Raw genomic sequence first — 13,613 nt, 5'->3', positions numbered from 1 at the left:
CGACTGTTTAAGTAAGCCTTGCTGGCTGTCCGCCAGGCCGGCCGCGATGCGGCCTGCCTGGCGGGCGGCTTGTCCTGCCGAGTGATTCAGACCACGGGCGCCGCCAGGCGCTGCGCCAACTGCGCCGCCTGCGCCTCGGTGAGCTCCACCAGCGGCGGACGGACCGTCGCCCACACCGGGTCGTTGCGCCGCTGCGCGATGGCGGCTTTCATGGCCGGAATCATCGGATACGACTGGAAGATGGCACGGGTTTCGTTCAACGCGCGCTGCCGGTCTTCGGCGCCCGCTTCTTGCCACGAACGGTACAGCGCCACGATGGGGCCGGCGTTGACGTTACCCGTGGCCGTGATGCAGCCTGCGCCGCCGGCCCGCATCGTCTCCAGCAGCACGGTTTCGGTACCCGCGAACACATCGAAGCCACGCGGCTGGAAGTCGCGCAACATGGCCTGGGTGTTGGCCCAATCGCCCGAACTGTCCTTGATGCCGGCGATGATGCCGGGAAATTCGCCCAGCAGCCGGTCGATCAGCCCCAGGCTGATAGGCACGCCCGACACCGGGGGGATGTGATACAGGTAGATGCGCAGGCGCTCGTCGGCCACCCGTTCGATCACGTGCGCAAAGGCGCGGAACAGGCCTTCGTCGCTGACCCCCTTGTAGTAGAAAGGCGGCAGCATCAGCACGCCGCCGCAACCGGCATTGACCGCATGGCGGGTCAGTTCCACCGCATCGGGCAGCGCGCACGCGCCGGTGCCCGGCATCATGCGCGCAGCCGGCAGCCCCGCATCCAGCAAGGCGTCCAGCAGGTGGCGCTTTTCGGCCACGCTGAGCGAATTTGCCTCGGAATTGGTGCCAAAGATCGCCAGCCCCGCGCCCTGCTCCAGCAGCGCGCGGCAGTGCCCGACAAAGCGCGACGCGCTGGGCGACAGGTCCGCGTTGAACGGCGTCAGGACCGGGGAATACACGCCTTGCGGCCGGTCAGCGGCTTGGGTGCTCATGGATGCTCTCCTCGTCAGCGGCCGATGCGGGTCCACTTGCCGTAACGCTCGACCATGCGTTCGTCGAAACCGAATCCCAGGCCGGGCTCCTGGTGCAGCACCACGCGGCCTTCCTTGTGGGTCAGTTGACGGTCCACCAGCTTGCGGAAATTCAGGACCTGATCGTCCCAGAAAAACTCAACATAGCGCGCATTGGGCGTGGCGGCCACCAGCGGCGCGTGCACGTCGTGGAACCAGTGCGGGCACACTACCACGCCATAGCTGGCGGCGGTGGCGGCGATGCGCTTCCATTCGGTAATGCCACCGCAGACGGCCGCGTCGGTCTGCAGGATGCCCGCCGCGCCCTTGTCCAGCAGTTCCTTGTGGTACCAGCGGCCGTAGCCGATCTCGGCCGTGGCGATGGGCAGGTGCGTCAGGCGCGCCAGCTTGGCATGGCTGTCGATATCGTCGGGGCCGAACGGCTCTTCGATGAAATAGGGCTCGTACTGCTCGAAACGGCGGATGTACTGCATGGCCTGGGTCACGTCCTGCCAGGCGTTATTGCAGTCCATCATCAATTCCACGTCCGGCCCCACGGCCTCGCGCGCCGCCTTCAGGCGCGCTTCTTCTTCGCGCGGCGACAGGCGGCCCGTCTTCATCTTGACGGCCTTGAAGCCCTTGGCAACGTAGCTGGCCATTTCCTCGCCCAGGTGCTGGGGCGTCTTGCCGTCCAGGTAGTAGCCGCCACTGGCGTAGGCCGGCACCGTTTCCAGTTCCATTGCGCCCAGGAACTTGTGCAACGGCAGGCCCGCGCTCTTGGCGTTCAGGTCCCACAGGGCGATGTCCAGCGCGCTCAGCGCGCGCATCACCGTGCCCTGGCGTCCTTGCAGCAGCGCTTCCTGGTACATGGCCTGCCACAGGCCTTCCACGGCGTGCGAGTCGCGGCCCAGCAATACCGGCGCCAACAGGCTCTGTACCGCCGCTTCGAAGATCGCACCGCCGGCACTGCCCACATAGCAAAAGCCGATGCCTTCCACGCCATCGGTGCTGCGGACCTTGACCAGGCCGTAGTGGCGGGTGGAAACAGTGCGGTTCGAAAACGAAGTGACCTTGTCCAAGGGCACCGCGGCGGCGCAAACGTCGATGGATTCAATGATGGGCACGGCTGGCTCCTGATAAGGGAATAGTGCGGGTTACGGCACCGGCGCGCTTTGCGCCGGCGCAACGCTGAACTGCATTCTTGCCCTCGACAAAGAAACAAACAATTATCTTGAACCATCTTTAGAATATGAAAAAAACATCTTCTTAGAGCGCCTGCCCATGGATTCGAGATTCCTGCAGACCTATGTACATGTGGTGGAACTGGGTTCCATCGCGCAGGCAGCCCGCCACCAGGGGCTGACGCCCGCCACCGTGCAGCAGCGGCTGCGCGCGCTGGAAGCCGACATGGGCAGTGCGCTCATCGCGCGCTCGGGCCGCACCGTCAAGCCCACCGCGGCCGGCACCCGCATCCTGGAACGGGCCCGCAACGTGCTGCGCGATCTGCGCGACCTGCGCTCGGCCGCCACCGAGTCCGACCTGCCCGCCGGCCCGCTGCGCCTGGGCGCCACCCCCACGGCGTTGACCGGCATCATGCCGCCGATGCTGCGCACCTGGGCGGCGCGCCATCCGCAAATCGAGATCTATATCGAACCGGCGCCCACCACCCTGCTCTATGGCAAGGTGCTGGCCGGTGAACTGGATGGCGCGCTGCTGGTGCATCCGATGTTCACCTTGCCGAAATCCTGCGTCTGGCGCGACTTGCGGCGCGAGCCGCTGGTGCTGGTGACACCGGTGGACATGGTGGTGGATGACCCGCTGGCCGTGATCGCGCGAGAGCCCTACATCCGCTACGACCGCAGCGTGGTGGGCGGCCGCATGGCGGACGACTACCTGCGTGCCCGCAACCTGCATCCGCAGGTACGGTTCGAGCTGGACGGCATCGATTCCATCGCCAAGCTGGTATCGGAAGGATTGGGCGTGGCGCTATTGCCCGACTGGGCCACCACGGGTACTTCGACCGCGCCTGTCATGCGCTGGCCGCTGCCCGCCCCCTGCCCCACGCGCACGGTGGGTGCGATCTGGCCGCGCTCGGGCGTGCGGTCGGAACTGATGCGGGCGTTCGTGGAATTGGCGGAACGCTAGACCGCCCAGTCGCCCTGCAATTGGCCGTCCCGCGCCACGACCTGGCCGCCCGACACCACCAGGCGGCGCGGCGCGCGTTGCGCCACGGCCTCGGCAATACCGCTGGCCTGCACCAGCACCAGGTCGGCCCGGGCGCCCGGCATCAGGCCGTAATCGGCGAAGCCACAGGCGCGGGCCGCACTGGCGCTGACGCATTCAAACGCCCATTGGACTTCGTCGTCACGGCGCAGGTCGTTGCGCAGGCCGATCATCATGGCGCGCGTCAGCATGTCGGGGCTGCCATAGGGCGTCCAGGTATCGCGAATGCCATCGTTGCCGCCAAAAATCGTCACGCCCGCCTCGCGACAGGCGCGCAGCGCGGGCACCGGACGCGACGGCGGCGCCGTGGTCAGTACGGCCACGCCCAACGCGGCCATGCGTTTGAGCAGGCCGTCCAGGCGCTTGGCGTCGACGCCGCCCAGGCAGAAAGCGTGGCTGACGACCACCCGGCCGGCCAGCCCCAGCGCCTGCGTGCGATCCAGAATCAGGTCCAACGTGAAAGCGCCCAGATCGCCCGGCTCGTGCAGATGAATATCGACGGGTTTGCCGTGCTTGTCGGCCAGGCCGAACAATACGTCCAATGACTGCGCCGGATCGCGATCGATGGCGGACGGGTCCAGGCCGCCCAGCACGTCGGCGCCTCGCGCCAACGCCTCGTCCAGCAACGCCGCGGTGCCGGGCCGGACCAGCAGGCCCGACTGCGGAAACGCAACGGTCTGGATTTCCACCCGTCCGGCGAGCGCCTCGCGGGTCTGGTGCACCCCGTCCAGATGACGCAGCCCCGCATCGGTATCGACGTCGACGTGGCTGCGGATGCGGGTGGTGCCTTCGCGCAGGAACGCCAGTGCCAGGGCCCGCGAATGCGTGGCCGCGTCGTGACCGCTGGCGGCGCGCCAGGCGCGCTCGTTGTCGATGCGGTCCGTCAGGGCCGGCCCCACCTGGTTCACGTACCAGGGCGACTCCCAGGTGGTCTTGTCCAGATGGGTATGCCCTTCCACCAGCCCGGGCAGCAGCAGCGCGCCGCCGCCAGCTTCCCGTGGCACGCCAGCGGGCGCTTGCAGGTTGGGGCCAATGCGTTCGATACGGCCGCGGCTGACCAGCACGTCGGCCGCGGTGCCGTCAGGCAGGCGAACGTTGTTCAATAACAGGTCGGTCATGGAAGCGTCCTTGACGCGCGGTGCAGCCGACGCGCGGCGCCAGGGCCGCGCCGGCTCAGGCTTGCAGCGGCGGTTCGATCCAGAAGAAACGCTGCCCCTGGCGAATCATGTCGGCCACGCCTTCGGCGCCGAGGCGATAGTCGGTGCCCATGAGCGTGGCGCCGCCGTCTTCATGGATATGGATGACGGCCAGCGGGTCGGAGGCCATGGTGTACCAGTAGTAACCGGGCTTGAGATCGTGCAGGTCTGTGTTCATGGTTCGAGTATACAAACAACCTTCGGGCGTATTCAAAAAGACACACAATTAACCCTTTGCCTGACATGGCGTCGACGACGCGTCATACTGTTCGTGCGAGGCTTTGTAAAGTCCGCCATGTTGGCACGCGTCGACTCGGCCGCAGCATCATTAGCGCGCAAGCGTTGATCGTGAGGGGAACAGCGAGCGTATGAAAAGGCAGGCACTTCAATTCAGCGAGCCGCTAAAACAAGCCATCCTGGACGGCCACAAGGTGCAAACCCGCCGCATCGTCAAACCGCAGCCCACCAAGCCCACCACCGCCTGGTATGCGGATGCGTCCGATTCGGGTAAATGGGTCGCCATGGGACCCGCCAAAGAAGGCTCGACCGAGTTGCGCAAGACCTCTGCCTGGGTCACTTGCCCCTACGGCAAGTCGGGTGACAGCATCGTTCTCGAAGACGAAACCGGCAAGCCTTTCGCAACGGCCGTCATCGTCGGAGTGCGCATCCAGCGCCTGCAAAAGTTGTCCGACGCGGATGCCCGCGCCGAGGGCACGAAAGCACTGTATCAATCCTCCGCCCTGCTGCCGGGCGTGCCATTGCAAACAGCGTTTGCCTTGACCTGGTGCGAGCGCTACGGTGCCCACGCCTGGGCAGCCAACCCCTGGGTGTGGGTGGTCGAATTCCGTTGCCAGCAACCGAGCGACGCCTGAGGCCTGGCCTGACGCAGGCGTACCGGTGTTGTCAGCATGGGAATCGGCGCTGCCTGATGGTGACTACCTGTAACCCTGTTCCCGCCGTCACGGGCACACGACCGTATTTCAGTCGATTTCAAGCGCGGGTTTACCAGAGCGAGGCCCATCTGCGGCAACGCAGCAAAGTGCAACGCACGCGCTGCCCACCCGTAGCGGATTGTCGCTATTGACGCAGGCCGACTTACCCACGCAGAACCGAAAAGACCGAAAATGGTCTCAACGAATACTTAACTTTGCTGCGTCACGCAGTGGGCAGGTGCAACATGAAAAAATGGCTAATCGCAGGTGTGGGTGCAGCGGGTCTGCTGATCTCCAGCGTCGCATTGGCTCGCGTGGACGTCGGAATCTCCATCGGCGTACCCGGGGTGGTATACCCGGCCCCGGTGTACGTGGCTCCGGCGCCAGTCTATGTTGCACCCGCGCCGGTCTACGCGCCGCCGCCCCCGGTCTACTACCGTCCGGCGCCCGTCTACGTCGCGCCGCCGGTGGTCTACCCGGCCCCGGTGTACATCCGCGGCGGCGGCTACTGGCGCGGCCACGGCCATGGCTATTACCGCGGCCCCGGCCCGGGCTATTACCACGGTCGCGGCGACTGGCGCCGTTGATACCTCGCCGGCCATCCGCGCCGGCGCCCCCCAAAACAAAGGCCACTCTTGCGAGTGGCCTTTTTTCCTGCGGGACAATTTCCGGTGCCCCGCAAAAAGCGTATCAGACCACAAGGGCCTGAGAGAAGCGTGTCAGACCGCGGGGGCCTGAGCGGGTTTGCCTGCCGAGACGACAGGCGGATGCTGCGGCACCGGGACGGGCTTGCCATCAGCCCACCGCGGCGATTCCTGAACAAGATCGATCCAGCGACGCGGCGCACTCGACGCCCGCCACCAGCCATTATGCGGACGCATGAGCAAACTCCGGTTCACCGTTGAAACGCACACCATTGATTTCTTCAAACAATTGCCGGCTTTCCTGTTCTGCTTCGTGCAAGCTTGCGAACGGCGCCTGTCCGGGCACAGTCCAGCATTTTTCCGGTGCGGTTCCGCCTACCCGGCGAGTCCATATCTGCACGCGGAAACCCTGTTCGTCATCCTGAGCCACAGAGCATCTCACACGAAAATCTCCAATCATTCTTGAAGTCATGGACAACTCCTTGTTATATAAGTGAATGAAGCGTGTAGAACGCATGCGTATTGTGCCGTAACTATCCGGCCCTTATATTGAAAATACACAATTGCTCACATCAAAATCAAGCACTCACGCGTTCAGCATAATCTCCCAACACGACAGATTTATGTCGCCATCATAAGCAGGCTGGATTATTCGCAGCATCCGTCGTGTGGCGGATGGCGCCCGCGGGGAAGACGCGACAACGGCTGTCGAGAATAAAAAACGGAGCGCGAAGGCTCCGTTTTCTTATTTCATCCGCTGCCGATCTCAGGGCTTGAGCACCGTCAGGCCGCCCATATAGGGCTGCAAGGCTTGCGGAATCAGGACGCTGCCGTCGGCTTGCTGGTGGTTTTCGAGCACGGCCACCAGCGCGCGGCCCACGGCCAGGCCGGAACCATTCAAGGTGTGCACGTATTCCGGCTTGCCCTGGGCATTGCGGAAACGGGCCTGCATGCGCCGCGCCTGGAAGGTTTCGCAGTTGGATACCGACGAGATCTCGCGCCAGGTGTTTTGCGCCGGCAGCCAGACTTCCAGGTCGTACGTCTTGGCCGAGCCGAAACCCATGTCGCCCGTGCACAGCAGCACCACGCGGTACGGCAGGTCCAGCAGCTGCAATACGCGTTCGGCGTGGCCAACCATGTCTTCGAGCGCGGCGTAGGACTGGTCCGGTTGCGTGATCTGGACCATTTCGACCTTGTCGAACTGGTGCTGGCGGATCATGCCGCGGGTGTCGCGACCGCCGCTGCCGGCTTCGGAACGGAAGCACGGCGTGTGGGCGGTAAGCTTGAGCGGCAGGTCGGCAGCGGCCTGGATGGTGTCGCGCGCCACGCTGGTCAGCGTGATTTCCGAGGTGGAGATCAGGTACTGGTCTTCGCGCACGAAAGGCTTGCCGTGCTCGTCGACCTTGGGATCGTCGTCGCCGCCGCCCTTGGACACGGCGAACATGTCATCCTTGAACTTGGGCAATTGGCCCGTGCCGTAAAGCGTCGAGGCGTTGACGATGTACGGGGTATAGCACTCGGTATAACCGTGGGTACCGGTTTGCAGGTCCAGCATGAACTGCGACAGCGCGCGGTGCAGGCGGGCGATGGGGCCGCGCATGAACGAGAAGCGCGCACCGGACAGCTTGGCGGCCATGTCGAAATCCAGCCCCAGCGGTTCGCCGAGGGCCACGTGGTCGCGGGCTTCGAAGGGCAGCGGCTGCGGATTGCCGTCGGCGCCGGCCGCGGCAGGCAGCCAGCGGCGGACTTCGACGTTGTCGTCGGCCGATTCGCCCAGCGGCACGCTGGCGTGCGGCAGGTTGGGCACCGACATCAGCAGCTCGTTCAGCGGCTGCTGCAAGGAGGCCAGTTCTTCTTCCAGCTGCTTCAGGCGCTCGGGCACGGCTTGCGATTCCGCCATGACGGCGCTGGCGTCTTCGCCCTTGGCCTTGAGCTGACCGATCTGCTTGGCCAGCGCGTTGCGGCGGGCCTGCAGGGATTCGGTTTCGGTCTGGACAGCCTTGCGGCGAGATTCCAGCTCGTTGAACCGTTCCGTGTCGAAGGACACGCCACGGCTCTTGAGGCGGTCTACGACGGTTTGCAGGTCTTTGCGCAGCAGTATCGGGTCTAGCATAGTGGTGTCGGTGAGGTTGCGAGAAGCAACGGGCGGCGCCCGTTACCGTTTCTTGGCACGTTCTTCTGCGTCCAGCTGGCGCAGAAATGCCAACTTTTGCTGGATTTTAGCCTCCAGGCCGCGATCGGTCGGCCGATAGAAGGACGGATTGAGCCCATCGGGGAAATATTGCTCGGCCGCGGCGTAGCCATGGGGCTCGTCGTGGGCATAGCGGTAGGCCTTGCCGTGGCCCAACTGCTTCATGAGCTTGGTGGGCGCATTGCGCAGGTGGATGGGCACCGGCGCGCTGCCGTGCTCGGCCGCGAACTTGCGGGCCTGGTTGTAGGCGTTGTAGACGGCGTTGGACTTGGCCGCGCACGCCATGTAGACCACCGCCTGGGCCAGCGCCAGTTCGCCTTCGGGCGAGCCGAGCCGTTCATAGATGTCGGCACCGTTCACCGCCAGGTCGGTGGCGCGCGGGTCGGCCAGGCCGATGTCCTCGACCGCCATGCGCACCAACCGGCGCGACAGGTACTTCGGGTCGGCACCGCCGTCGATCATGCGGCAGAACCAGTACAGCGCAGCATCGGGGTTGGAACCGCGCACCGACTTGTGCAACGCGCTTATCTGGTCGTAGAAGGCATCGCCGCCCTTGTCGAAGCGCCGCAGGTTCTGCGACAGCGAGATCTCCAGCCACTCGGCATCGACCGTGTCGCGGCCGGCGGATTGGGCGGATTCGGCCACCACTTCCACGGCGCTGATGAGGCGGCGCGCGTCGCCGTCGGCCCAGGCCGCGAGTTGTTCGCGCGCGTCGGGCGCGATGTGGATCCTGGCGCCGTCTTCCAGCCCGTCGTTGAGCGCTTCGGCGGCGCGATCGACCAGTTGCTGCAGTTCTTCGGCGGTAAGCGACTGCAGCACGTAGACGCGGGCACGCGACAGCAACGCCGAATTGACCTCGAACGAGGGGTTTTCCGTGGTGGCGCCGATGAAGGTGAACAGACCGCTTTCGACGTAGGGCAGGAAGGCATCCTGCTGCGCCTTGTTGAAGCGGTGCACCTCGTCGACGAACAGGATGGTGCGACGGCCCTGACCCTGGGCCACCTGGGCCACCGTGACCGCGTCCCGGATGTCCTTGACGCCGCCCAGTACGGCGGAAATGGCGATGAATTGGGCGTCGAAGCCGTCGGCCATCAGGCGCGCCAGCGTGGTCTTGCCCACGCCGGGCGGCCCCCAGAAGATCATGGAGTGCGGACGGCCGGATTCGAAGGCCACACGCAGGGGCTTGTCGGGGCCCAGCAGGTGCGACTGGCCGACCACGTCGGCCAGCGAACGCGGGCGCAGGCGTTCGGCCAGGGGCACATAGGGCCGATGCGCAGGATCGGCCGCGAAGAGATCGTTGCTCATTGGCAGCAGATGGGGGAAGACGGCAAGGAAATCAAGCCAGTATTACACCATGCCGGACCGGTCGCCTGCGGCGGGTCGGGGGCCGGCCCTGCTGCCGATTTCAGCGCGGCTGGGCCCCTTGCGCCACCGCGCGGCCCGGCTTGCGGGCCGCGTCAGCCGTCAGGCCAGTTGCGGCGCCGCGAAACGGCGGTTGGCCAGCACCGGCAGCACCTTGCGGGCATGTGCCAGGCGTTCCGGGTCGATGTCGGCGAACACCAGGGCCGGGGCCTCGCCGGCCCGGGCCGTGACCACGCCCAGGGGATCCACCACCATGCTGCAGCCGATATTGCGTTCGCCGCATTCGCCGGTAGCGGCGACATAGCAGGTGTTTTCCAGCGCGCGGGCCGTGACCAGCACCTCCCAGTGTTTCTCCTTGAGCGGACCGCGCACCCAGGCCGCCGGCAGCACCAGCAGGTCGGCGCCATCCAGCGCCAGGCGGCGCGCCAGTTCGGGGAAACGCACGTCGTAGCAGGTCATCAGGCCGATTTTCAGGCCGCCGATCTGGAGCAGCGGCGGGATGTCGCTGCCCGGCGTGACGTTGGTGGATTCCTTCATGGTGAAGGCGTCGTACAGGTGCAGTTTGCGGTACTGCGACACGATGCGGCCATCCTGGATCGTGACCAGGGTGTTCCAGGCTCGGCCTTCGCCGGTGGGCACGTGCACGCACATCATGGTCGCCAGATCCGAACCCCGGCTGGCCTCGATCAGCCGCGTCATGAAGGGGCCGTCCAGCGGCTGCGCGGCTTTCAGGACGATCTGGGGATCGGTGATGTCGCGCGCCAGGATACCTTCGGGCAACACCAACAGACCGGCGCCGCCCTCGCGGGCGCGGCGCATGAGATCGACACAGACCTGGGCGTTTTCTTCCCAGACGCGGCTGACGGCGAACTGGCCCAAAGCGACTTTCAGCATGACTCTTCCTTGTGTGGGGCGGCGGGCGCGCTGGCCCGTGGATTCCGTGGCGGATTTCCTATTGTCGCGCCAACCGGCCAAACGCACCGCCTACGGGAAACTCCCAACTCCCGCTTGTAAATTCTTTTCACGATAATGAAAAAAAACGGATTTGCCGTAAATATTTTCCATAAGCAGGCGCCCACCATGACCCATTCCTCATCCCCCGCAGCCCCTCTGGACGTCAACGGCAAAGGCCTGGGCGCCTTCCCCGAGGCCTGTACCACCGCCGACGTGGCGGCGCTGAACTGGAACCTGCTGGCCGAAGACGTCAGCCTGCCCGTGGCAGTGCTGTACGAGGCCCGGGTGCAGCACAACCTGCAATGGATGCAGCGCTTCATGGAAGCGTATCGCGTCAAGCTGGCGCCGCACGGCAAGACCACCATGAGCCCGGCGCTGTTCAAGCGCCAGATCGACAACGGCGCCTGGGGCATCACGCTGGCGACCGCCCCGCAGGTGGTCGCCGCCTACCAGCACGGTATCCGCCGGGTGCTGATGGCCAACCAGCTGGTCGGCCGCGCCAATATGGCGCTGATCGCCAAGCTGCTGCGCGACCCCGCCTTCACCTTTTTCTGTATCGTCGATTCGGTCGCCAACGCCGCCCAGCTGGGCCGCTATTTCGGCGAACAGGGCCTGGTACTGCCCGTACTGATCGAACTGGGCCCCACCGGCGGGCGCACCGGTGTGCGCGACGACGCGCAACTGCAGGCGGTGGTCGAGGAAATCGGCCGCTGGCCCGGCCTGGCCCTGGCCGGCATCGAAGTCTACGAAGGCGTGCTGCAGGAAGAGGCGGCCATCCGCGCGTTCCTGCGCCGCGCCACTGACGCGCTGCGCGGACTGGCCACGGCCGGCCGCTTGCGCAAGCACGGCCCGGCACTGATCTCGGGCGCCGGATCGGCCTGGTTCGACGTGGTGGCCGAGGAGTTCTCGCAGCTGGACATCGGCGCGCCGCTGGAAATCGTGCTGCGCCCGGGCTGCTACCTGTCGCACGACGTGGGCGTCTACCGCTCGGCCGCCGAACGCATCAACGCCCACAACCCCGTGGCCCACAAGATGGAGCCGGGCCTGCAGCCCGCGCTGCAAGTCTGGGCCTACGTGCAATCGCTGCCGGAACCGGGCCGCGCCATCGTGGCCATGGGCAAGCGCGACGCCGCCTTCGACGCCGGCCTGCCGACGCCGTCGGTGCACTACCGCCCCGGCCAGCAGGCGCCGCAAGCCGCACCCACGCACTGGAAACTGACCGCCATGATGGACCAGCACGCCTTCATGCAGATCGGCGAGGCGGACGACATCCAGGTCGGCGACATGATCGCCTTCGACATTTCCCACCCCTGCCTGACGTTCGACAAGTGGCGCCAGGTGCTGCTGGTGGACGAGCAGTACCGCGTCACCGACGTGGCCGAGACCTTCTTCTGACGCCCCCTGCCTGACGCCTTTGCGCCAGGCCCCGAGGGGGCATGAAAGAACTCGGGGAACCCGGCGCCTTTTCCGAATTACGCGACAACCTGTTTTTGACCCTCTGGAGAGAGAATCATGAACTTCCGTACCTCCCGGCGAGGCGGTGGGCTGAAGAGCCTGCTCGCGGCCGGCGCAATTGGCTTGACCGCATTGTCGACCCCCGCCCTCTGTGCCACGCCGGTCAAGGGAGGCACGATTTCCGTCGCCACCATCGGTGAGCCGCCGACGCTGGACCCGATGACCAGCACCGCCGACCTGGTGGGGATCCTGACCCAGCACTTCTTCGAAACGCTGTACACCTTCGACGCCAAGTGGAACCTGACCCCGCTGCTGGCCGACAAGATGCCCGACGTGACGCCGGACGGCCTGGTCTACACGATTGCCTTGCGCCAGGGCATCACGTTCCATGACGGTTCCAAGATGGATTCGTCGGACGTGCTGGCCTCGCTCAAGCGCTGGACCGAGACCGCCACCCGCGGCAAGATGGCCGCCAAGGTCATCGCCAACATCGAAGCGCCCGACGCCAACACGATCCGCATCACGCTCAAGCAGCCCTACGCGCCGCTGACCGCGTTGCTGGCCATGAACAACGCCGCCGCCGTGATCATGCCCAAGGGCAAGATCGCCCCGGTGCTGACCGAGATCGTCGGCACCGGCCCCTACCAGCTCAAGGCACGCGTGCCGGACCAGTACATCCAGCTGACGCGCTTCGAAGGCTACAAGCAGCGCGAAGGCGAGCCCGACGGCTATGGCGGCGCACGCAAGCAATACCTGGACGAAATCCGCTTCGTGCCGGTGGGCAACGCCAACACGCGTTCAGAAGCCGCCGCCGCAGGCCAGTTCGACTACGTCGACTCGCTGCCGGTCGAAGCGCTGGACAAACTCAAGGGCGGCCGTTCCGATCCGGTGATGCTCAAGCCGTTCGGCTGGCCCCGCCTGGTGCTCAACACCAAGCAAGGCATCATGTCCAACCTGGCGGTGCGCCAGGCCGTGCAGCTGGCGCTGAACGAAGAAGACATGCTGTACGCCGCCTTCGGCAACAAAGAGTTCTACAAGCTCAACGGCGACCTGTATCCGGAAGGCTACCCCTGGGCCACGTCGCTGGGCGGCAAGGTCTACAACAAGGCCGACACCGCCGCCGCCAAGAAGCTGCTGGACGGCGCCAACCTGCAAGACAAGAAGATCCGCATCCTGACCAGCCAGCAGTACGAGTTCCATTACAAGATGGCGCTGGTGGCCGCGGAATACCTGAAGGCCGCCGGCTTCACGGTGGACATGCAGGTGGTGGACTGGGCCACGCTGACCCAGCGCCGCCAGGACCCCGCCGTGTGGGACATCTTCATTACCCATAGCGTGTTCCTGCCCGAGCCGGCCTTGATCGACTTCCCGTCCAAGGACGCGCCGGGCTGGTGGGACACGCCGCGCCGCGCACAGGTGATGGACGCCTTCAACCAGGCCCGCACCCAGGAAGAGCGCGTCAAGCGCTGGGCCGACGTGCAGCAGGCCGTGTACGACGAAATCCCCTTCGTGAAGGTGGGCGATTTCAACGCCCAGGCCGCGCGCTCGCCGTCGCTGCAAGGCGTCAAGCCCGCCCCGTGGCCGTACTTCTGGAACGCCTGGAAGTCGGCGAAGTAACAGCCGCCCCCGCCAGCCAGGCCCCG

13 protein-coding genes are annotated in these 13,613 nt (G+C 65.7%); 5 read left to right on the top strand and 8 right to left on the bottom strand.

Annotated elements, in window-relative coordinates; all coding sequences use genetic code 11:
- Positions 1-86: 86 nt before the first annotated feature.
- Both AC6LJ2_RS00860 and AC6LJ2_RS00855 read right to left on the bottom strand, forming a co-directional pair.
- Positions 87-995 carry a dihydrodipicolinate synthase family protein gene (locus AC6LJ2_RS00860; protein ID WP_498150537.1) on the bottom strand — a complete coding sequence of 303 codons (909 nt, stop codon included), beginning with the start codon at positions 993-995 and terminating at the stop codon, positions 87-89.
- A 14-nt stretch (positions 996-1,009) separates the two neighbouring features.
- Positions 1,010-2,137, bottom strand: a complete 1,128-nt coding sequence (locus AC6LJ2_RS00855; RefSeq protein WP_445658309.1) for a mandelate racemase/muconate lactonizing enzyme family protein — start codon at positions 2,135-2,137, stop codon at positions 1,010-1,012.
- 157 nt (positions 2,138-2,294) lie between these two features.
- Between AC6LJ2_RS00855 and AC6LJ2_RS00850 the strand changes: the two genes are divergently transcribed.
- Positions 2,295-3,158: a LysR family transcriptional regulator gene (locus tag AC6LJ2_RS00850; protein ID WP_498150536.1), complete on the top strand. Its 864-nt coding sequence runs from the start codon at positions 2,295-2,297 to the stop codon at positions 3,156-3,158.
- On the opposite strand, the gene AC6LJ2_RS00845 is transcribed toward AC6LJ2_RS00850, so the two are convergent.
- Both AC6LJ2_RS00845 and AC6LJ2_RS00840 read right to left on the bottom strand, forming a co-directional pair.
- Positions 3,155-4,354 (bottom strand): amidohydrolase family protein, encoded by a 1,200-nt coding sequence (locus tag AC6LJ2_RS00845; RefSeq protein WP_263910270.1) that lies wholly within the window; start codon positions 4,352-4,354, stop codon positions 3,155-3,157. The two genes, AC6LJ2_RS00850 and AC6LJ2_RS00845, sit on opposite strands and share 4 nt — an antisense overlap.
- A gap of 55 nt (positions 4,355-4,409) precedes the next feature.
- Positions 4,410-4,610: a hypothetical protein gene (locus AC6LJ2_RS00840; protein ID WP_263910269.1), complete on the bottom strand. Its 201-nt coding sequence runs from the start codon at positions 4,608-4,610 to the stop codon at positions 4,410-4,412.
- 190 nt (positions 4,611-4,800) lie between these two features.
- Between AC6LJ2_RS00840 and AC6LJ2_RS00835 the strand changes: the two genes are divergently transcribed.
- The gene (locus tag AC6LJ2_RS00835; protein WP_263910268.1) at positions 4,801-5,304 is read left to right on the top strand and encodes an ASCH domain-containing protein; all 504 of its coding nucleotides are present in this window, start codon (positions 4,801-4,803) and stop codon (positions 5,302-5,304) included.
- Between the two features lie 305 nt (positions 5,305-5,609).
- Positions 5,610-5,951: a virulence factor gene (locus AC6LJ2_RS00830; protein ID WP_025136912.1), complete on the top strand. Its 342-nt coding sequence runs from the start codon at positions 5,610-5,612 to the stop codon at positions 5,949-5,951.
- A gap of 280 nt (positions 5,952-6,231) precedes the next feature.
- Here the strand turns inward: AC6LJ2_RS00830 and AC6LJ2_RS00825 are convergent, their stop codons facing one another.
- The 4 genes from AC6LJ2_RS00825 to AC6LJ2_RS00810 all read right to left on the bottom strand — a co-directional run bounded on the left by AC6LJ2_RS00825 (position 6,232) and on the right by AC6LJ2_RS00810 (position 10,455).
- Entirely contained in the window at positions 6,232-6,480 is a 249-nt protein-coding gene (locus AC6LJ2_RS00825; protein ID WP_082380555.1) for a hypothetical protein, read from the bottom strand.
- A 294-nt stretch (positions 6,481-6,774) separates the two neighbouring features.
- Positions 6,775-8,121, bottom strand: a complete 1,347-nt coding sequence (gene serS / locus AC6LJ2_RS00820) for a serine--tRNA ligase (protein ID WP_498150535.1) — start codon at positions 8,119-8,121, stop codon at positions 6,775-6,777.
- 42 nt (positions 8,122-8,163) lie between these two features.
- Positions 8,164-9,504: a replication-associated recombination protein A gene (locus tag AC6LJ2_RS00815; RefSeq protein WP_263910266.1), complete on the bottom strand. Its 1,341-nt coding sequence runs from the start codon at positions 9,502-9,504 to the stop codon at positions 8,164-8,166.
- Between the two features lie 159 nt (positions 9,505-9,663).
- Positions 9,664-10,455 carry a deaminated glutathione amidase gene (locus tag AC6LJ2_RS00810; protein ID WP_498150534.1) on the bottom strand — a complete coding sequence of 264 codons (792 nt, stop codon included), beginning with the start codon at positions 10,453-10,455 and terminating at the stop codon, positions 9,664-9,666.
- 186 nt (positions 10,456-10,641) lie between these two features.
- On the opposite strand from AC6LJ2_RS00810, the gene AC6LJ2_RS00805 reads away from it, so the two are divergent.
- On the top strand, positions 10,642-11,910 hold the full coding sequence (locus AC6LJ2_RS00805; protein ID WP_498150533.1) for an amino acid deaminase: 1,269 nt from the start codon (positions 10,642-10,644) through the stop codon (positions 11,908-11,910).
- Between the two features lie 117 nt (positions 11,911-12,027).
- Positions 12,028-13,587, top strand: a complete 1,560-nt coding sequence (locus AC6LJ2_RS00800; RefSeq protein WP_263910263.1) for an ABC transporter substrate-binding protein — start codon at positions 12,028-12,030, stop codon at positions 13,585-13,587.
- Positions 13,588-13,613 lie beyond the last annotated feature (26 nt).

The sequence above is a fragment of the Achromobacter sp. 1014246743 genome (genome assembly GCF_059760725.1).
Note: the sequence above shows the minus strand (reverse complement) of the source record. Positions and strands in the feature narration are given on the sequence as shown.

What these genes read in the sequence shown, in the direction of transcription:
- AC6LJ2_RS00860 (WP_498150537.1), bottom strand. Translation starts at nt 995, where the DNA reads ATGAGCACCCAAGCCGCTGACCGGCCGCAAGGCGTGTATTCCCCGGTC.
- AC6LJ2_RS00850 (WP_498150536.1), top strand. Translation starts at nt 2,295, where the DNA reads ATGGATTCGAGATTCCTGCAGACCTATGTACATGTGGTGGAACTGGGT.
- AC6LJ2_RS00845 (WP_263910270.1), bottom strand. Translation starts at nt 4,354, where the DNA reads ATGACCGACCTGTTATTGAACAACGTTCGCCTGCCTGACGGCACCGCG.
- AC6LJ2_RS00840 (WP_263910269.1), bottom strand. Translation starts at nt 4,610, where the DNA reads ATGAACACAGACCTGCACGATCTCAAGCCCGGTTACTACTGGTACACC.
- AC6LJ2_RS00835 (WP_263910268.1), top strand. Translation starts at nt 4,801, where the DNA reads ATGAAAAGGCAGGCACTTCAATTCAGCGAGCCGCTAAAACAAGCCATC.
- AC6LJ2_RS00830 (WP_025136912.1), top strand. Translation starts at nt 5,610, where the DNA reads ATGAAAAAATGGCTAATCGCAGGTGTGGGTGCAGCGGGTCTGCTGATC.
- AC6LJ2_RS00825 (WP_082380555.1), bottom strand. Translation starts at nt 6,480, where the DNA reads ATGACTTCAAGAATGATTGGAGATTTTCGTGTGAGATGCTCTGTGGCT.
- serS (WP_498150535.1), bottom strand. Translation starts at nt 8,121, where the DNA reads ATGCTAGACCCGATACTGCTGCGCAAAGACCTGCAAACCGTCGTAGAC.
- AC6LJ2_RS00815 (WP_263910266.1), bottom strand. Translation starts at nt 9,504, where the DNA reads ATGAGCAACGATCTCTTCGCGGCCGATCCTGCGCATCGGCCCTATGTG.
- AC6LJ2_RS00810 (WP_498150534.1), bottom strand. Translation starts at nt 10,455, where the DNA reads ATGCTGAAAGTCGCTTTGGGCCAGTTCGCCGTCAGCCGCGTCTGGGAA.
- AC6LJ2_RS00805 (WP_498150533.1), top strand. Translation starts at nt 10,642, where the DNA reads ATGACCCATTCCTCATCCCCCGCAGCCCCTCTGGACGTCAACGGCAAA.
- AC6LJ2_RS00800 (WP_263910263.1), top strand. Translation starts at nt 12,028, where the DNA reads ATGAACTTCCGTACCTCCCGGCGAGGCGGTGGGCTGAAGAGCCTGCTC.